The sequence below is a fragment of the Lyngbya sp. CCAP 1446/10 genome (assembly GCF_026130175.1).
Lineage (GTDB): Bacteria > Cyanobacteriota > Cyanobacteriia > Cyanobacteriales > Microcoleaceae > Microcoleus.
On sequence record NZ_JAIGNI010000040.1, the window covers coordinates 37,227 to 55,445 of the forward strand.

Sequence of the window (18,219 nt, forward strand, 5' to 3'; positions counted from 1 at the left end):
TTTAAACGCGCGACAGAGGATTTAGCCACAGTAGAATTGTCCGTTTTAATTGATTTAATTCTCGATACACTTCTTGTTTTACCCATTGGCCAAGAGCGTCGAAGGGTGTAAAAATTTGACCCACAGGCCAGCTAACATCTTGACCTAATGGCGTTTGATGGTTCCCCGTCAGGGTTTGAACTGTAATCATGTCGGGAAATCTAGGTTTGAGCAGATTTGTCAACAGCAGGGTTTGGTCGATGTTGTCGCCATTAAATTTGACTAAAAGATTGCGCCGGATTTGATAGCTATCTTGCACTAGGCGATTGGTGTCTTGCGGGGAAGGCGTAAATTCTACTTTAAAGACGGGGGAAATTTGCTCGGCCATCGGGATTGCTTCGGATGCCGCATAATTGTTGAAAGAGATCAGAATATTGCCTGCCCTTTCTACATCAAACACCGAACCGATCAGCAAGTGCAGTTTGCATCCCATGCTGTGCCCCATGCCGTAAACTGGAAGATACGAAGATTTGAGCAATTTAGTGGTATGCAACCTATCCAGGGCATTTTCAAATTTGTTGAGGACATCGCGGGCGATCGCAATATGATCCAAAGTATTCACAAACGGTGTTGCGACTACCACATATCCTTGATTCCCCAAAGCCTCTAACAGCCAGCGATAGGTTAGTTGCGGTGCGCTAGCCACAAATGCACCGCCGAGAAAGTGTACGATCGCGATCGGTTTAGAGGGAATTAATACCCAGTTGCCAGAAATTTCTTGCCAGTCCATAAATTCAATCTAATTCTAAGTAAAAAGGCGATCGTTCTCTGAAGGTAGAAGGCAAAAACTTTTCTAAATTTTTGCTTTTATTTTCTGCCTAAAAAAGGGGTTTGCTACCCATTTTTTCATTCAAAAAACTGTGCTTTTTACTTACAGCTTATTTAGTGTAACTGTTTTGGTCGCAAATAGCACGGCGGGCGATCGCTGCTATTGGCAGGCTTTAGAGGGTTGAAGGTGACGGGCGAGTAACTCAAGGCTGACATCCGATCGCCATTGTCAAGGATTTTTCAGTTCGCGATCGCACTCCGACGCTCAGAAACCGGGTTTTTTACGAAAAATACTTCGTTCGAGCCAGCAGATTAGGTAAAAAACCCGGTTTCTCGGCCCCCATGCGTAAGTCATAATACAAATACAATATTCTTTAGGAGAACCGCTCGATTTCAGACGATCGCTGGCGATTTAATTCTGCCGAATGACTGATACCTTCTGCGGTTTGATGACTCAACTTTTCGTGAGTCTTCATCCATTTCCACTTGTGCACAGTAGCTTGAGGATTAAGCACTGTGGTAGCGACGCCGTAAACAATAGTAGGCAAAACCTCCCGATTTAACCAACTTTGTCCCAGCTTTCTCATGTAGTGCAGTGCCAAAATTTCTCGGAATTTGTTGAGCCTTGGCAAAAGGGGCAAACTGTTAAAGCATAACTGTTCGTACTCATTGAGCGATAACTCTTTTTCTCCCCGCAAGCGTCGCAGTTGATTTTCCTTGACACACTCAGAAGCTATGCGCTTTTTCAGCCAGTGCTTATCTGTGAGAGAGTTTCCTCTAATTCGATAATTTCCCAAAGGTGCTGTCGCCGCTAGCAAGCCGTGCTTTTGAGCAAGTTTGGTAAATAACTCTGTATCTTCTCCTACCTCCCAATCTTCTGCAAACCCGCCTTCTTTGAGAAGAATGGAGCGATCGACTACCACAGAAGACGGGAAAACCCAAGGACTTTCGCCTGTCTCCTTAATCGCCTGCATTTCTGCTTTAGTTGTAGGATAGGTAGGAACGTAACTCAACTTGTTGCCGCGCTTGTCTAAATACCGCAAGGCATGAGCAACTGTTTTGACTTCGGGATTGTCTGCGAGCATCTTCAAACAAACTTCTAGCTTGTTGGGTTCCCAGGTATCGTCGCTGTCTAGAAACGCTACATACTTGCCAGTGGCCCGCTTGATCATTAAATTTCTAGACTTGGAAACGCCATAATTTTGGGGATTTCTATAGAACTTAATTCTCGAATCTTGCTTGGCTAGCCTAGCACCAACATTGCTAGTATCGTCCGTCGAGCAGTCATCAACAATTAAAATTTCTAGATGCTTGTGGCTGCCATTAACTACGGAGGCAACGGCCTCGGCCAGAGTTTCGGCTGCATTGAATGCAGGAATGATTACACTGACTTTTGGGCTGTTCATAACTTTAATTAGTTGTGGTTTGTTAGTTGTTCGCCGAAGTATAGTCTTCGCCACATATGATCCCTGAATTGGAATACGGAGAAAGTAAGGATTTTGCGCTGAAACTGAAAATTGTTGGCTGTGAAACGCACAGACTGCGATCGAGCGCGATGAAAGCTCGATCGGGTTTGAGCTGTTAACTCGTGAGTTAGACACCTGTTTAGTGCTCAATTAAAAAGGTGGTAAGTCTTTCGGCTTCCAGCTCCCGCACCAGGTAAGGGGGACTGGAACCTTTTAAAAGTTGCACCCGGATTGCCTACGTACAGCTAATATAACAGGCTTCAGATCTAAGTGCGATCGACTAGGGGACAAATTTCAGGAGGGGATCGCGGCCAATATTGCGCTTGGTTTCTGGGCCGGAGAGCCGTCTGTTGGAGCCGTTGGGGCTGTAGCGAGGGCGATCGAAATATTATATAGGAATTTTGCAAGGAAGCAATTTTTACAGTGTTACTTTAAATTCTTTTGTAGAAAGGCTCCCTTTCTGCTCTGGAACGGTTAGTGGCAGCCAACTCGTTAAAGAAAAAAGGGAAGCCTCAATGTTTTATAATACTGTTCAACAACTGCAAGAAAGCAGCAGTGTCCGGCCTGCTATGTGCAGCAGGCAAACAGCTAATTAGTGAAATTCTTGATTTAATCGCTTCTGATATTTCATCCACTGAATTTTGTGTATAGTGGCTTGAGGGTTCAGCGCTGTTGTGGCAATTCCGTAAATCAGAGTAGGCAAAATTTCCCGATTTAACCAGCTTTCTCCGGCTTTTCTCATGAAGCGAGTTGCCACAATCTCTCTTAACTTATTGAGTTTTTTCAAGGGCGACAGATTTTGGAAAAAGATTTCTCGGTATTCGGTCAATGTTAACTCTGATTCACCGCGAATTCTGCGCTGCTGGTTTTCTTTAACGCATTCTATGGCTAGACGCTTGTCCAACCAATATTTATCGGTTAAAGAGTTGCCCAAAACTCGGTAGTTTCCTAAGGGCATTTTTGTGCCTAGCATCCCGTGCTTTTGAGCTAATCTGGCCATGAACTCGGTATCTGCGGCTACTTTCCAGTCTAAAAATCCTCCGATTTCTAGGATAGCTTCTCGTTCTACTACTAAAGCTGTGGGAAAAACCCAGGGAAGCGCGCCATTTTCTTGAACGTTCTGCAATTCTTCTGTAGTTATAGGATATGTGGGGATGTAGCCGACTTTGTTGCCGCGCTTGTCTAGATAGCGGAGGGCGTGACCGACTGATTTAACTTCTGGGTGCTGTTTTAGGAGCTTCAAACATTCTTCTAGTTTGTTTGGTTCCCAGGTGTCGTCGCTGTCTAAAAATGCGATAAATTGTCCGGTTGCTGCTGAGAGCATTACATTCCGGGATTTGTAAGCTCCTAAGTTTTTCGGGTTTTTGTGATACTTAATTCGCTCGTCTTGCCGCGCCATGTCGGTGACGGTGTTTTCTGTGCCGTCGGTTGAACCGTCGTCAATTACTAAGATTTCTAGATTCCGGTGAGTACCGTTGAGTGCGGAGGCGATCGCCTCGCCAATTGTGTTTTCGGCATTGAATGCCGGCATGATGATGCTGACTTTTTCTGGATGAAAACTTGTGTTTGTTCCAGGCGCTGCTTCTAAGGCGGTGCCGGCGCCGGGAAATGTCGGCGAAACAGTTGTGGCTTTTTCTGTGTTTGACTTTTTCTCGATCGCACCTGCGACATCTCTGTTCGCGATGTTTTTGGGCTCAAATCCGGGGATGAATACGCCGATGTTATCTGCATTCATAAAAGTTGATGGAGATGTTTATTTGAGATGATTTTTTGCTTTAATAGATGCTGATCAACAAAAATTTAATAATTCATCTCGCCATAGTAGCACTCTTCCCGCTCGCCTGCAACAGTTTTAGCTATATTGATTTAAATTTACGATAATGGGACTGAAAGTGTAGTGTATTTAACTAAAATATCGGAATTATTTGAATAGTAAACTTGTGGCTGTTAATGATTCTGATCATAGTTGAAATAAAATCTATGTCTTGAGGATGATGCTATTTAATTGTTACTGTAATGATAACTCGTCGATCGGAGGGAAAATGTTTTCAAAGTTGATCTGTACAGTGCGAATTTATACTTTTTTTCTAACAGTAATACTGTTAGGTGGCTGCCAGCAGCAGCTACAGCCAAAGTTGCAGCAGCAGCGCAGCAAAGAGGCTATGGCAGTTTCGGCTCACCCGCTGGCGAGCGCTGCGGGGCTGAGCGTGTTGCAACAGGGAGGCAATGCGGTGGATGCGGCTGCTGCTACGGCTTTGGCGATTTCGGTGGTGGAGCCTTTTTCGGCGGGTATTGGTGGCGGAGGTTTTTTGCTGCTGCGGCGGGCAGAAACGGGGACTGTGCAAGCGCTGGATTTCCGGGAACGATCGCCCAAACGAGCCACGCGCGATATGTACCTGGACAAGCAAGGCAAGGTGCGCCCAAGGGCAAGTCGGGATGGGCATTTGGCGGCGGGCATTCCGGGGACTGTGGCGGGGCTTTATACGGTGCACCGCGAGTACGGTAAGTTGCCTTGGGCGCAGGTGGTGGCTCCGGCGATCGCCCTTGCCCAAAAGGGCTTTCCGGTAAGTTCGCGCTTCAGCAAGGCTACCCTGCAACGAAAGGATGCGATCGAAAAAAATCGGGCAGCGCGGGAGGTTTTTACTCGCGGCGGCGTTTTATACAAGCCGGGGGAGCTTTTGGTGCAGCGGGATTTGGCGCAGACATTACGCAAGATTTCTCAAAATCCGCAGAGTTTTTATACCGGGGATATTGCGCGGGCGATCGCCTCCGACATGGCCAAAAATGGTGGTATTATTACTCTCGAAGACCTGAAAAACTATACGCCGATTTGGCGAAATCCGGTTTGTGGAAACTTTCGGACTTACGAAATTTGCGCGATGTCGCCTCCTTCTTCCGGCGGCGTTCATTTATTGCAAATCCTCAATATTCTGGGCGATGCCGATCTTAAAAGGTTGGGGAGGCAAAGTCCAGATACGCTACACTTGTTGGCGGAATCGATGAGAATTGCTTACGCTGACAGGGCCGAATATTTGGGCGATCCAGATTTTGTCAGCGTACCTGTCAAAGCTCTGACTAGCAAGAATTATGGCAAACTTCGCCGATCGCAAATCCAGATGTCAAAAGCCAAACCTTCGCGCCAGGTAAAAGCTGTTGACGCTGAAACTTTAAGCCGCTTTGTGCACGAGTCGCCGGAAACTACCCACCTGACGGTAGTTGACAAAGAGCGCAATGTAGTAAGCTTAACGTTTACGGTAAATGGCGGTTTTGGGGCTGGAGTCGTGGCCACGGGTACGGGAATTTTGCTCAACAACGAGATGGACGATTTTGCCGCTGCTGCGGGTGTGCCGAATTTGTCTTCTGGTTTGGTGGGCGGTGAGGCAAATTCGATCGCCCCTGGGAAGACTCCTTTATCCAGCATGACGCCGGTCATCGTGACAGAAAATGGCAAATTTCGCCTCGCTGCGGGGGCTCCCGGAGGCAGTACGATTATTACTACGGTGTTGCAAATTGTACTGAACGTGTTGGTTTATGACATGAATGTGGGCGATGCTGTGTCTGCACCGAGAATTCACCACCAATGGCAGCCCGATCGCCTGATGGTGGAACGGGGAGGTTTTGATGCTGCGACGCTTGAGGAGTTGCGTAGGCGGGGACACCAGATTGTCGAACGTGATGGCTGGGGAAATGCTAATGCGATCGTCCTGACTGGTGATGGTTGGTTGGAAGGATCTGCCGATCGGCGCGGGGAAGGAGAAGTAAGGGGGTTTTAGTCATTAGTGCTGTCCCCCAAGAGCGAACCTTGTCATCAGTCATGAGTTGTTGTGACATCAAGTGGGGTCGATCGACCCCACTTGATATAAATTGCGGACTTACGCAGAAACCGGGGTTTTTCGGCAAAATCTTTTGTCAAGGGCGATCGCCAACCGTATAAAAACCAGGTTTTTTGAGTATCTAGTGCGTAAGTCTTGAAATTATTAGTCTGTCTACGTGTATTTCGGTATTTGTCTTTTTACGCTGAGGTTTATTGATTGACTAACTGCTAATAATTACCAGAACAATTAACCATCAAAGCCGTAAATTTACTTATATATAAAGTCATTGTAAAGGCACTAGACATTAATGCTTATTTAATGTGAAAATGAACTTGTGCATTAAATCAGCTTTGTTTTTCAAACAAAAAAATTATGATAAGTTCTCACAAAATTGCTGCCTTAACTGCTACATTGACTACTGCTCTCAGCTTGTTGGCAGCGCCAGCAATGGCATTTTCGGTAGGAGCAACTAATAACACTGAGACTTTAAAAAATAATTTGTTGGGAAAAAACACAGTTGGATTGAGCAATTTCTCTGTTTCAATTACTGGGAATCAGGCTGCTTTTGGTACTTTTACTAATGACCCTTTTGGGTTGCAGTCAGGCGTTGTTCTCAGCACTGGCAAAGTCATCGATATACCCGGTCAGAATCAAAAAGATAATCTCATGACCAACGGCAGTGATTTAAATACTGACTTTGGGCCAAAGGGCGAAGCTGGCGATTCAACTCAGCTAGACCTCAGCTTTTTTGCTGACGATACTGCTGAAAAGTTGTTCTTTGAGTATGTATTTGGTTCTGAGGAGTTTCCTGAGTTCGGCGGTTCTGAATTTAATGACGATTTTCAACTGTTACTGAATGGTCATAATTTGGCAAAATTGAGTGACGGGAAAATAGTTACAATTAATAATCTTGTTCCCGATCCAAATAATCGCTCTACAGATAACTCGGACTATATTAACAACCCAAGTTTGACAGGCATTGCTGCTAACATCATTAAGCTGGACGGTTTTACTAAAGTTTTAGGTTTTGAGGGTTTGCTCAAGCAAAATCAGACGAATGTTCTCAGCATCCGCATTAAAGATGTGGGAGATGGTAATTTTGATTCGGCTGTATTTATTAAAGGCGGTTCTTTGGGAACGATAAAAGCTGAGGCGGTTCCAGAGCCGCTGACTGTCGGGGGTTTGATCGCGGGAGGCGCTATGCTGGCTGCTGGGCGAAAGTTGCGCGCCCGGAAGTAATTAATAACGGAAGGAAGTTCGGCCAACGAGCAATGTACGGGATATAGCCTTTCTCAGAAAGATGAGGTATTATCCGGGATATGGGATATGGGATATGGGATATGGGATATGGCTATCCTCACCACGCTTGAGAACTGCTATATGTCGGGCAATTTATGAGTTTGAGCTTGCTGGAATTGGGCGGCTAGCTAATTAGAGTTTGCTTCCGACTGGCGGCAAAAAGCGCTAAATTTAAAACTTTGTGTTGCGTCGCAGATGAGAAGTTCCCACAATGGTTTGCTGATTTCGTCTCGGAGAGGGCGGCGGTAGAAATCGGCTTGCCAAATACGCATAAATAATTAAAAATTAAAATCTACAACTCGATCATTTTAATATAGTCTGGGGATACTGCGATACGATACCGATCTCCTGAGTGGCATCGGATTTCTATATTAGATATCTTGCAAAAGTCGTTTTAATCAAATTTTGGAACGGGCTCTCCGGCCCGTTCCACAAAAATATTTTTTTTGGGGAACGAGCATCTTGCCTGTTCCTAGCTATTTTTGCAAGAGGTTTGTAGCACTAATTTTCATAATTGATATTATAGTCCTGGACGCACGAGTGGCTAGAAACCGGGTTTTTTACGAAAAGACGCGCTGTAGCCTACAGATTAGGTAAAAAACCCGGTTTCTTTGGTTTTGATGCCTCCAAGACTTTATTATTTAAGATTACGAACCAAATACATATCCAATTCACCCTTATTTTTAGCAGGAATTTTTCCTCGGTATTCGCATTCACAAAAATCTTTAACTAATTCAAACGTTGCGTGAGAGATATTGATACTTCCAGGTACGCCGGAAGATTCCATCCGAGATGCAGTATTAACTGTATCTCCCCAGACATCATAGGCAAACTTCTTATTGCCAATTACCCCAGCAAGTATTGGGCCTGAATGAATGCCAATGCGGATATCCCAATAAGGAATTTTTTGTTGAGCTTTCTGCACTTTTCGCAGATCCATGAACTGTTGAATTTCTAGGGCAGCAAGTACAGCGTCAAAGGCGTGTGTTGGTCTATACTTAGGAATTCCCGCCGCACACATATAGCTGTCGCCAATAGTTTTCAATTTTTCCATAGAGTATTTATCCATGACGCGATCGAAATAAGAAAAACAATAGTCAAGTTCGTCAACTAACTCTCGCGGTGTCATGTTTTCAGATAACTGAGTAAAGCCTTTAAAGTCAGTAAACAAAACCGATACGCAATCATAATAAACTGGTTCCACTTTGCCGTTATTTTTGAGTTCTTCGGCAATTTCAACCGGGAGCACGTTCAACAGTAGCTGGTCAGATTTGTGCTTTTCGGCATCGAGCTCGGAATACAGCCTATTTATCTCTTTAAAGCGTTCAGCATTGCGGATGGCTGAGGATAGTTGCAAAGCCAAAAGATAGCCAATCCGCATATCTTCTTGAGTGTAAGCTCGCGGCTTGGTTGTGGCAAAATTAATTGTTCCTAAAACCTTACCTTCGCTTTCCAAAGGAATGATAATTTGCGAAGCGTAGGGGGACAAAATAGCAGTAGCACCCGCTTCTTGAATTAATTGAGGTTGACGTGTTATGAAAGCCTTGTTAATAGGGCAGCCCTCTGGTAGGGCAGCAATATCTACAGGGATATGCTTGCCAAATAAGGTCGTGCAAGCGTTAGTGCTGTGCAGGCAAACACTACAGTGTTCAAAGTCGAGCAACCACTTAGCTTGCTTGCCTACTACCCGCAAAATCTGATTGAGATCGAGGGTGCGGTTAATGGCAGTGGCAACTTCGTTGACGGCGGAAATGCGGATGGAAAGCGCTTGAGCTTCTGCTAACAAACGGCGGGCTGTTAACAGAAGTTGTTCTCGATCTTGATCTTCTAGCCGATCGCCCATAATATGGGTATAAAATATAGATTACAAAGCATCTATTTCGAGGGCAATGGAATCGGTATATCGGTTGACAAAGCTAAACAAGTCTGCTGTGGCAATAATCTCAAAGATTTCGGAATCATCTAGCCCTAAATCGCGCAGGTTTTGGTAATGAGTTTCTGTCATTTCCAGGGGTTTTGTAGCAGCCAGCAAGCCAAAGGTAATTACGGCTTTATCGCGTTTTGGCAAAGGGCAGTTGGCAAAGTCAGAAACCAGCGTCCGCAGGATTTCTTCGCTCATCCCCAAGGCAGACAATCCGTGTAGGTGAACTTGGAGAGCGTACTCGCTATTATTTGATTGGGAAATAGCGACGCCGACCATTTCTTTTAGCGTGCGGGGTAAGTCTCCTTGCAGGATTGTTCCCCGGAATTTTTTCCAATTTGCTTCTAATATGTCAGGGTTGATTGCCATTGACTTGAACAGGTTGGGGACGATGCCAAACCCCAATTCTGTCAATATTTCTTCGTACACTTCCTTGGCTTTAGGGTCTGTAAGTTGATCGTATTCTGTAAGTGGAAAGTGTGTCATTGTTGTGTTGAATTTTACGGTTGTTAATTTTGTTTTGGATTTACGCATTTGTTATTAAATGCTACCGAAAAGACGGCGTTACGCTCCATCTTGGCTTGAGTCCGATTGATGAGAAAATGCACCGCTGTCAGCAAACCGCGAATCTTGAAAATGAGCTAAGAACAAATTTGATTTTTGAGGCTGGATTAAATCTGCAATTAATTATAGCAATGACCGGAGCTAATAAAATTATGTTGCGATCGCGCCCTATTGCTAATCTTACATTGTCCCAATGGCTGCGGTCAACTATCGGCAATTGATCTGATGCGGTGCGAAATTTCACCAAAACTCTTGAATTGGATAATACTGCCTGCCGCGAGGATTTTCAGGCAAAAAACACTGCAAGATAGAGCTCCACCAATGCACTGAATCTGATGCTTCTGCACCCGCACAGGGGAAAAAACCAAATTCTGTCCGATCGAGTTTAATGAATTGGCACTCGCGCTCGATCGACCACTGATACCCCAGACAAGCTACGCTAACGCCTCAGACTGGAGTTATCATAGATCAACCGTCAACCTCTATCATCATCGTCGCATCATGAAACCTGCCCTCACACAATTTGGCAATCAAATGTCCCAACTCACAGGAGTTCGGGCAATTATGAAAGATATTATTGAAACTCTCAGAGCCGGCAACGGGCAGGAATTTATCAATTTGAGCGCCGGAAATCCGGTGATTTTGCCGCAAGTCGAGCAGTTGTGGCGCGATTGCACTGCGGAACTTTTGGCGGGCCCGGAATACGGCGAAGTCGTTTGTCGCTACGGTTCCAGCCAAGGTTATCAGCCGTTTATCGATGCAGTATTGGCCGATTTTAACCAACGTTATAACCTCAATTTGACCGATCGCAATATCCTAATTACTCCGGGAAGTCAATCAATCTACTTCTACGCAGCCAACGCTTTCGGTGGCTACACTGCACCACAAACAGACCTGAACGATCCAAAATCTCAAATCCGCAACCTAAAGTCGATCGTCCTACCGTTAAGCCCAGACTACACCGGTTACGGCGGCGTGAGCCTAATTCCCGAAGCAGTCATCGCCTGCAAACCCACCCTAGATATTGATGCAGCCGCCCACAGATTCAAATATCGCCCCGATTTCAGCCAACTTTCCATTGATGAAACCACCGGTTGCGTCATCTTTTCCCGTCCCTGCAACCCCACGGGAAACGTCCTCACCAACGACGAAGTGCAGAAAATAGCAGATTTAGCAGCCGCTTTCGACGTGCCGGTGTTAGTCGATTCCGCCTACGGGCCTCCCTTCCCCGCCTTGAACTTTACCGAAATGACGCCGATATTCGGTGGCAATATTGTGCACTGCATGAGTTTGTCCAAAGCCGGATTACCCGGTGAAAGAATCGGAATTGCGATCGGCGATGAAGGCATCATTAAAACATTAGAGTCTTTTCAGACCAATATGTGCATTCACTCGCCGAGATACGGACAGGCGATCGCAACTAGGGCCATTGCGAGCGGCGCACTAGCCGATATTTCCCTCAACGTAATTCGCCCGTACTATCAAAGCAAATTTGCAGTAGTTGAAGCAACTCTAGAACACGCAATGCCGAAGGATTTACCGTGGTTCTTGCACCGAGGCGAAGGAGCAATCTTTGCCTGGTTGTGGCTCAAAGATTTGCCAATGACTGATTGGGAAATGTATCAAGAATTGAAAAAAGTCGGCGTAATTGTCGTACCAGGAAGTTCTTTCTTCCCCGGTTTGCGCGAAAATTGGCAGCACAAACATGAGTGTTTACGGATTAGTTTGACTGCGACAAATGATGAAATCGAAACTGCGATGAAACGTTTAGCTCAATTGGTAGAAAAGGTTTATCATTCTTGATTTCTTCTACTCGTTACCAACAGTGCCTGGTGACGAAGATCCGGAGGCTCTGCCTCCTTTTTCCTAGCGGAGGCAGAGCCTCTGGGTATGGGTTCCCAGGCAGAGCCTTGGAACCAGTTAAACCAGTTAAAATAGCCCAGGTGCGTCTATTTGATGGTTAATATTTAGTTAGGAATTTATCGCAGAGCGATGCACCCTACAACTACAAGATCCGGTGCGCAGTGCACACCCTAAAAACGATCGACTACAATTTAAGAAATAATTAGAGGCACGGTAGTTATGGTAGTGCAATTAATCAAAAGATTACTCACCGTAGAAGAATATCATTTAATGGGTAAAGCTGGTATTTTTCCCCAGGGCGATCGCGTAGAATTGATAGAAGGAGAACTTGTACAAATGGCAGCCATTGGAACTCGCCATGCCGGATGTGTCAACCGCCTCAACCGACTCTCGGCTGAATTTCCCGCAACAAGAGCGATTATGGCTATCCAAAATCCTGTTCAGTTGACCGATCACACTGAACCTCAACCTGATGTAGTATTCCTACAACCCCGTGCTGATTACTATTCAACGGCACATCCTACACCATCAGAAGTTTTGCTGTTGATAGAAGTATCTGATAGTACGGTGGATTACGATCGAGATGTGAAAGTTCCCATTTACGCGCGATCGCAAATTGCAGAAGTTTGGCTAGTAGATTTAGAAGCACAATGCTTAGAAGTCTACCGCCAACCAACACCCAACGGTTATAGTTTAATCCAAAAGTTTTGGCGCGGTCAACAAGTTTCGCCTCTAGCATTTCCCGATTGGGAAGTGAATATCGACTTCGTACTCGGATAGATTCGGATTATAGGTTATAGAAAACATCCCCAATGCCCAATGCCCAATCCCTCCGCTTCGCTTCGCCCAATTCCCAATTCCCAATTCCTAAATTAAACCACCCGATAAACAAAACTCAAAGTCGCCCAAACCTTGACATCCAAAGCCAAATCATCCGTCGATATCCCCACTTTCTGCACGCCCGGAATGCTAGCCGCGTGCAAATCTTCCAATACAGCCCGCGCCACAGTTAAAGGCTTCAACAACACCAACGGCAAAGTATCCCTTGTTTGCTGCATTTCCGCTGCTATTGCTGCCAAAGTGCGATCGAACGGACTCTCACTAACTATAATCAAAGTTTCCGCCAACCCCAAAGCCCCCGACACCGCCAACCCCAAACCCCCAGCCACCGGTACTGTCAAATTATCCCCTGGGGCGATCGCCCGCGACATCCCTCCAGCCGCTTTTTCGCCCTGATAATTCACAGCTAACAGCCTTCCAGCAGTATCCGACGACAATACCGCAGCATAAAATGGGCGATCGCTGTCGTTATATAATCTGTACTGAATTCGACTGCCGCTTGCCACACTTGGTATACCAAAGTTAGTCGATTTCTCCGTTTCCCTGCTTAGAGGTTCCAACCGGTAATCACCACTCGCCCGCATCGGCTCTCGCTCCAACATCACCCGCGCTTGCGGCGCCAGAGTTGCCAACACCGCCCGCACCTTCATCTGCGAAGATGTCTCATTGACAGTTAGCCGCAGCAACTTCGCCGCCAGCAACGCTTTCAACTGTGGAGTCAACCGCTGTACCGCCACCTTAACCGCTTCTCCGCCGTCGCCCTGAGTATCGGGAATCGGCATTTTGCCCACAGAAAACAAACCGTAGCGGCCTTGATACAAAGCAGGCTCGTAAGCCACAGGAGTCTGAGCGACAATGGTTTCCGGGACTCTCCCGAATCGAAAATCTGCTGGTTGCTCGCTCCCTACGGCTGAAATTTGCGGTAAAGTCGCGAAAGCACTGGTAGCATCCACCCGCTCGATTCTTTCCAAACCAGAATCTAAAGCTACTGTCAAACCGATGTTTCGCGGTAATACTCGAATTTCTTCCCTCACCAAATCGCCGGCTGTTAATTGCTCGTTTGGAGGATCGATCTTATCTAAAATTTGAGCTTTTGCAGACAAGCCCGTGCGCGCCCGCAGCAAAAGTCGTGGAGTGTAGCTATCTTGTAGGGAATCGCTTTCGATCGATTTAACAGCAGAATCCACAGCAAACACCGAGCCCCCGCAGAACTCCAAAACCCCAGCAGACAACCCGCCCAGCCACAACTGCACAGTTTTGCCGCCATCTTCCACCGCCGTCACAGCGCCGTCAGCAGCAGCGGAATTCAACATTAAACTTGTCGCAAAATTCAGCGCCGGCGCGGTTGTTAAATTGTCATAGCGAATTTGCGGTTGCTGCGATAATCCCGCTATTTGCTCGACTGTGCGCGCCGCCCGCCTGAAACTGACGCTGAAACTGCTAGGGGGAGTCGCCAACCACAGAGTTTGGGTGAGCGCGTAGGTAAACAAACCCGCCGTAAATCCGTTCCACTCTTGTTCGGCGGCGATTTGAGAATTAGCGGCCGCGGCAAGTACGATAGCCTGAGAACGCAGATTTGGGCGGGAGTTGAGACCTTCGGCAAACGTTAATTCTGCGAGGCTTGGCTGCCCGATGGTGGGGCGGGGACGGGAACGAATGCGAAAGTTGCCGTTTTTGGGGAAACCCGGATAGGTGTAGCTGGTGTCGAGGATGGCGATCGCATTTTCTGTCGCGAGCGATCGTACCAACAGCAGCAGCGTTTCCTCTAAAATATCGTTTACCGATCGATTTGCTAACAGCGGCACCACGTCATCCGCCGGCACCAAACTGTTTTGCATTTTTCCCGGAGAGTCGCCAAAACTCACTCGGCTACCGCAGCCGCTAAAGTGAAAAACCACCACATCGCCTGGTTTTGCTTGTTCACTCAAATGAGTTACAAAAGCCGTCTCGATATTTTCCCTAGTAGCTTGAGCGTCAGTCAAAGTCAGAATGTCCGACGGCGCAAACCCAAATCGATATATCAGCAATTCCCGCTGCAATTGGACATCCGTCACACAGCCGTACAGGGGCGAATCTGGATATTGGTCAACCCCCACCAACAAAGCCAATTTACGGGCTGTTGGCTGGGCTAAAGCTTCCATGTAGCCTGAACCCAACCGCAACCACCCAGCTTCACTGATTCCCAGCGCCGCCAGCAACCGGCCAGCTTGCTGCAAAAATTCCCGCCGCTTCAGTCCCATTTTTCAATAGCTTTGGATTTTATGTTTTGAATTTTAAGTTAAATCCCTCCTAATCATCATCTTAGGGGAATTTAATTAGATTGTGACAGTTAATTATTCAGATAATTTTTAAGTTTTAACTTTTGAGTCTCAAGCTTAAACTTTCAAATTTAAAACTCAAAACCCAAAATTAAAAACTATTCAAAATGCCACCAATACCAAAGTTCAAGATTTAAATCTCGTAACTAAAAATATTCATAGCCTTCGCTAATTCGGCGGCAACTTCGGGTCTCGAAAACTGCGGGGGCGGCAATTTTCCAGCGCGCAGCATCTCGCGCACTTTAGTTCCCGACAAATGCACTCGCTGTTCGGGAGTGCTAGGACTTGTTTTAGTTGTAGCCATTTGTTCCGTCAGCGTGCAATAGAAAGCGTGCTCGAATTTCATCGGCACAATTCCCAATTCTCCTGGTTCAAATTCGTCAAAAATGTGTTGTGCATCGAAGGTGCCATAATAATCGCCAACTCCAGCGTGATCGCGTCCGACAATAAAGTGAGTGCAGCCGTAGTTTTTGCGAATTAAAGCGTGGAAAATTGCTTCTCTGGGCCCGGCGTAGCGCATCGCCGCCGGATTGATTGCCAAAATTACGCGATCTTTTGGATAGTATTTATCTAGCAGAATTTCGTAGCAGCGCATCCGCACGTCAGCAGGGATATCATCATCTTTAGTTGTCCCGACTAGCGGGTGCAAAAATAATCCGTCTACTGTTTCTAAGGCACATTTTTGGATGTATTCGTGGGCCCGGTGGATGGGGTTTCGGGTTTGGAAACCAACTATGGTTTTCCATCCTTTTTCTTTGAACAGCATTCTCGATTTTGCTGGGTCAATTTGGTATTGGGGAAACCGGACATCTAGTTCGCGTTCCAGCAGCCAAACTTCGCCTGCGAGGTTAACGGGCCCGGATTGGTCTACTACTTGGACGCCTGGGTGTTTGAGGTCGTCGGTGCGGTAGACGTTGAGGGCTTCTTCTTCTTTACTGTAGCGGTATTTTTCGGTCAGCTCCAAGATGCCGGCAAATTCGCCAGCCGGGGAGTCGAGGCGCACTGTTGTGCCTTCTTTGAGGGTGTCGGCGACTGCTTCGCTGACTGGGAGGGTGATGGGAATCGACCACGGGAGGCCGTTGGAGAGGCGCATTTCTTTGACTACCGATCGATAATCAGCTTCTCCCATGAACCCTTTGAGGGGACTCAGGGCGCCAATTGCGATCATTTGCAGGTCAGAGATCGATCGATCCGAAAGCTGGACTCGCGGCAAAACTTCTGCTTTGTCGAAAAATTCTTGTCTTTGGTCTAGTGTAGCAATGCGGTTGACCAGGATGCCGCCGTGAGGGGCAATGCGGTCTGAATGCTGGCTCATGTCGATTTGAAGTTGTTGATTTTAGCTGCCAGAGTACATAGTACCAAGTGCGGGCTGTAAATCTACATTTTTTAATTTTTCTGGACTTGTGCAGAACGCTGGTGAAGGCTGGGGTGAAATTCTTTAAACTGCAAACTCGCACTCAAAACTCTCAAAGTTCCCATTAAGTCTGCACTTGAAATTGTTCCGGTTCTATTCCCCAATTTACCCAGCTAATCGCTGCTTTAGCTGTTAGCACCTGTGGCGGCACTCGCAAAGCGTGAATGTGTCCCGTACTCGGACAAGTCATCTTTAACAAATATATTGGCTCTATGTCAATTTCATTATCAATCTTCAATAAAGTATATTCTTGCCAAGTATCCAATTCTATTGCTTGTAATTCTTGACAAATTCTCGAATAGCCGATCGCCCCAATCAACACTCGCCGCACTTCCGCATTACGTTCTGTTAACAGCCATGCAGATTCCCAGGAATGCAGCGGAACTTCACCGATGGTTTCCGGTAGTAGCACGCCATGATAAGAATATACTTTGAAGTTGTCAGCAAATTCGATCGCTGGCTGACCTTCGGCGTGCAGCAAATATTCGCTGTCAAAATTAAGTCGTTGCGGGCGATCGCACACAAAGCACTTTTTCTCAAACGGGTAAATCCACCCGCAGTTTTCTACTAAACCTTTAAAGGCTGAGTACAAAGAGCGATCGCACTCCAATTCTAACACCTCAATACAAAAATCCACCCAACTTCCGTGACAGGCAGAAAGTTCGGATAATATCCAGTTATTATTATAGGTTATATTGACAAAAAATTGGTGAAATCTCCTGCCCAACTTCTTTGCTAATTTGTCAAAAACTTTGTCTTTAACATGGATTTGGAATTGACTCATCAGTTGAGCATACAGCGGGTTATAGAGTTGGCTGTAAATCTGGTTTTCCAGTTTCCGGTCGAGTTGACTTCTTAATGTATCATACAATTCATTATGAATTTTGTCTCGAATTTCGCTACCAGTTTCCAGACCCGAATCGCGTATCCTTAGCGGTTCAAGAGCTTCCAAAGCTATGTAAGGGCTGTCACAGAAAATAATTTCTGGTTCGCCCAAGCCGATGATGTGGTAGGCGGTGTTGATGGCGGCTGTCGCGATCGGGCGATCGACTGGTGCGATCGACAGTCCTATTTGCCGCCATTTTTCGCGATAAATGGGAGTTAGCGCTGCTTGTTCGGGAGTAAGTGCGATCGTTGGTACATTCATATTATTTAATTTTCGATTAAGAATTAATTAAATTCGTACTGAGGACTTCATTCCTTAAAAAGAGAGAAGGATTGACAACTCCCCAGCCCTAAAGGGACGGGGATTCATAAGACCATAATTTAAGTCTTACGGGTGCTGACAAATCACCCCTACTAACTCCACTTAGATCTAGTCCAAGTATTGTTGCTACTTTGCGACCAATGTTTGCACACCCATTGCAGTCTGCATTAATTAGCCACCCATTCGCTGTCCGATATAATCCACGTTTAATTCTTGTTCCAGAAGCTTTCCACCCTTCGGGTTTCGCACCGAATTTAGGCATTTCGTCAGCATCAATAAACGAAGTTTTTGAGGTATAAGATTCTTCAGTTTCTATGAATTTTATTCCGTACTGTTCGCATAGTTGAGCAATTCGATCTTTTAACCTACCCGTGGGAATCTGAACAAATTTTTGATTCGTCTTTGTACCTAGGTTGATCGAATTTTTCTGATTTTTGTTCCATCCAAATATGACTGTACCAATCTTGGACGATACACAATAATTGATGACCTTACGAGCAGCTTTATTAACCGCATCCCGCATTGTTCTATTTCTGTTTTCGGTCACCCGTTCCAGTCTTTTAGACCAGAATCCGTTATCTTTTCCAGACATCAAGGTTGCCACTCGTTTGTTGTAACCTTGGTTGATAGACTTTAGATGTCTTCCGTCTACGATGAATGAAGTCCCAATATTGCTAACACAAGTTATCCAGTTGTCCATCCCAT

The 18,219-nt window shown here is 46.1% G+C and carries 14 protein-coding genes; 4 read left to right on the forward strand and 10 right to left on the reverse strand.

The window, feature by feature from the left end:
- Position 1: 1 nt before the first annotated feature.
- The 3 genes from K4039_RS17430 to K4039_RS17440 form a co-directional block, all read right to left on the reverse strand.
- Entirely contained in the window at positions 2-769 is a 768-nt protein-coding gene (locus K4039_RS17430; RefSeq protein ID WP_265236929.1) for a DUF1350 family protein, read from the reverse strand.
- A 412-nt stretch (positions 770-1,181) separates the two neighbouring features.
- Positions 1,182-2,213, reverse strand: coding sequence for a glycosyltransferase family 2 protein (locus tag K4039_RS17435; protein ID WP_265236931.1), 1,032 nt, complete (start codon positions 2,211-2,213; stop codon positions 1,182-1,184).
- A 652-nt stretch (positions 2,214-2,865) separates the two neighbouring features.
- Entirely contained in the window at positions 2,866-4,008 is a 1,143-nt protein-coding gene (locus K4039_RS17440; protein ID WP_265236933.1) for a glycosyltransferase family 2 protein, read from the reverse strand.
- 307 nt (positions 4,009-4,315) lie between these two features.
- Between K4039_RS17440 and ggt the strand changes: the two genes are divergently transcribed.
- Positions 4,316-6,046 (forward strand): gamma-glutamyltransferase, encoded by a 1,731-nt coding sequence (gene ggt, locus K4039_RS17445; RefSeq protein WP_265236934.1) that lies wholly within the window; start codon positions 4,316-4,318, stop codon positions 6,044-6,046.
- Positions 6,047-6,460: 414 nt separating this feature from the next.
- The gene (locus K4039_RS17450; protein ID WP_265236935.1) at positions 6,461-7,327 is read left to right on the forward strand and encodes a choice-of-anchor L family PEP-CTERM protein; all 867 of its coding nucleotides are present in this window, start codon (positions 6,461-6,463) and stop codon (positions 7,325-7,327) included.
- A gap of 188 nt (positions 7,328-7,515) precedes the next feature.
- Here the strand turns inward: K4039_RS17450 and K4039_RS17455 are convergent, their stop codons facing one another.
- From K4039_RS17455 to K4039_RS17465, 3 genes are all read right to left on the reverse strand, one after another.
- The gene (locus K4039_RS17455; RefSeq protein WP_375339811.1) at positions 7,516-7,659 is read right to left on the reverse strand and encodes a Tab2/Atab2 family RNA-binding protein; all 144 of its coding nucleotides are present in this window, start codon (positions 7,657-7,659) and stop codon (positions 7,516-7,518) included.
- A 365-nt stretch (positions 7,660-8,024) separates the two neighbouring features.
- Positions 8,025-9,230, reverse strand: a complete 1,206-nt coding sequence (locus K4039_RS17460) for an adenylate/guanylate cyclase domain-containing protein (RefSeq protein ID WP_265236936.1) — start codon at positions 9,228-9,230, stop codon at positions 8,025-8,027.
- Positions 9,231-9,251: 21 nt separating this feature from the next.
- Positions 9,252-9,794, reverse strand: coding sequence for a carboxymuconolactone decarboxylase family protein (locus K4039_RS17465; protein WP_265236937.1), 543 nt, complete (start codon positions 9,792-9,794; stop codon positions 9,252-9,254).
- Between the two features lie 579 nt (positions 9,795-10,373).
- Between K4039_RS17465 and K4039_RS17470 the strand changes: the two genes are divergently transcribed.
- Both K4039_RS17470 and K4039_RS17475 read left to right on the forward strand, forming a co-directional pair.
- The gene (locus K4039_RS17470) at positions 10,374-11,675 is read left to right on the forward strand and encodes a valine--pyruvate transaminase (RefSeq protein WP_265236948.1); all 1,302 of its coding nucleotides are present in this window, start codon (positions 10,374-10,376) and stop codon (positions 11,673-11,675) included.
- Between the two features lie 279 nt (positions 11,676-11,954).
- Positions 11,955-12,515 (forward strand): Uma2 family endonuclease, encoded by a 561-nt coding sequence (locus K4039_RS17475; protein WP_265236938.1) that lies wholly within the window; start codon positions 11,955-11,957, stop codon positions 12,513-12,515.
- Positions 12,516-12,607: 92 nt separating this feature from the next.
- On the opposite strand, the gene K4039_RS17480 is transcribed toward K4039_RS17475, so the two are convergent.
- From K4039_RS17480 to K4039_RS17495, 4 genes are all read right to left on the reverse strand, one after another.
- On the reverse strand, positions 12,608-14,815 hold the full coding sequence (locus K4039_RS17480; protein ID WP_265236939.1) for a caspase family protein: 2,208 nt from the start codon (positions 14,813-14,815) through the stop codon (positions 12,608-12,610).
- Positions 14,816-15,026: 211 nt separating this feature from the next.
- Positions 15,027-16,208: a sulfate adenylyltransferase gene (sat, locus tag K4039_RS17485; RefSeq protein WP_265236940.1), complete on the reverse strand. Its 1,182-nt coding sequence runs from the start codon at positions 16,206-16,208 to the stop codon at positions 15,027-15,029.
- 163 nt (positions 16,209-16,371) lie between these two features.
- On the reverse strand, positions 16,372-17,454 hold the full coding sequence (locus tag K4039_RS17490; protein ID WP_265236941.1) for a DUF6745 domain-containing protein: 1,083 nt from the start codon (positions 17,452-17,454) through the stop codon (positions 16,372-16,374).
- Positions 17,455-17,542: 88 nt separating this feature from the next.
- On the reverse strand, positions 17,543-18,219 hold a 677-nt coding region (locus K4039_RS17495; protein WP_265236942.1), incomplete at its 5' end, for a transposase.

Coding starts and splice junctions, on each gene's coding strand:
- ggt (WP_265236934.1), top strand. CDS start 4,316: ATGTTTTCAAAGTTGATCTGTACAGTGCGAATTTATACTTTTTTTCTA.
- K4039_RS17455 (WP_375339811.1), bottom strand. CDS start 7,659: ATGCGTATTTGGCAAGCCGATTTCTACCGCCGCCCTCTCCGAGACGAA.
- K4039_RS17475 (WP_265236938.1), top strand. CDS start 11,955: ATGGTAGTGCAATTAATCAAAAGATTACTCACCGTAGAAGAATATCAT.
- K4039_RS17430 (WP_265236929.1), bottom strand. CDS start 769: ATGGACTGGCAAGAAATTTCTGGCAACTGGGTATTAATTCCCTCTAAA.
- K4039_RS17450 (WP_265236935.1), top strand. CDS start 6,461: ATGATAAGTTCTCACAAAATTGCTGCCTTAACTGCTACATTGACTACT.
- sat (WP_265236940.1), bottom strand. CDS start 16,208: ATGAGCCAGCATTCAGACCGCATTGCCCCTCACGGCGGCATCCTGGTC.
- K4039_RS17435 (WP_265236931.1), bottom strand. CDS start 2,213: ATGAACAGCCCAAAAGTCAGTGTAATCATTCCTGCATTCAATGCAGCC.
- K4039_RS17470 (WP_265236948.1), top strand. CDS start 10,374: ATGAAACCTGCCCTCACACAATTTGGCAATCAAATGTCCCAACTCACA.
- K4039_RS17440 (WP_265236933.1), bottom strand. CDS start 4,008: ATGAATGCAGATAACATCGGCGTATTCATCCCCGGATTTGAGCCCAAA.
- K4039_RS17460 (WP_265236936.1), bottom strand. CDS start 9,230: ATGGGCGATCGGCTAGAAGATCAAGATCGAGAACAACTTCTGTTAACA.
- K4039_RS17490 (WP_265236941.1), bottom strand. CDS start 17,454: ATGAATGTACCAACGATCGCACTTACTCCCGAACAAGCAGCGCTAACT.
- K4039_RS17465 (WP_265236937.1), bottom strand. CDS start 9,794: ATGACACACTTTCCACTTACAGAATACGATCAACTTACAGACCCTAAA.
- K4039_RS17480 (WP_265236939.1), bottom strand. CDS start 14,815: ATGGGACTGAAGCGGCGGGAATTTTTGCAGCAAGCTGGCCGGTTGCTG.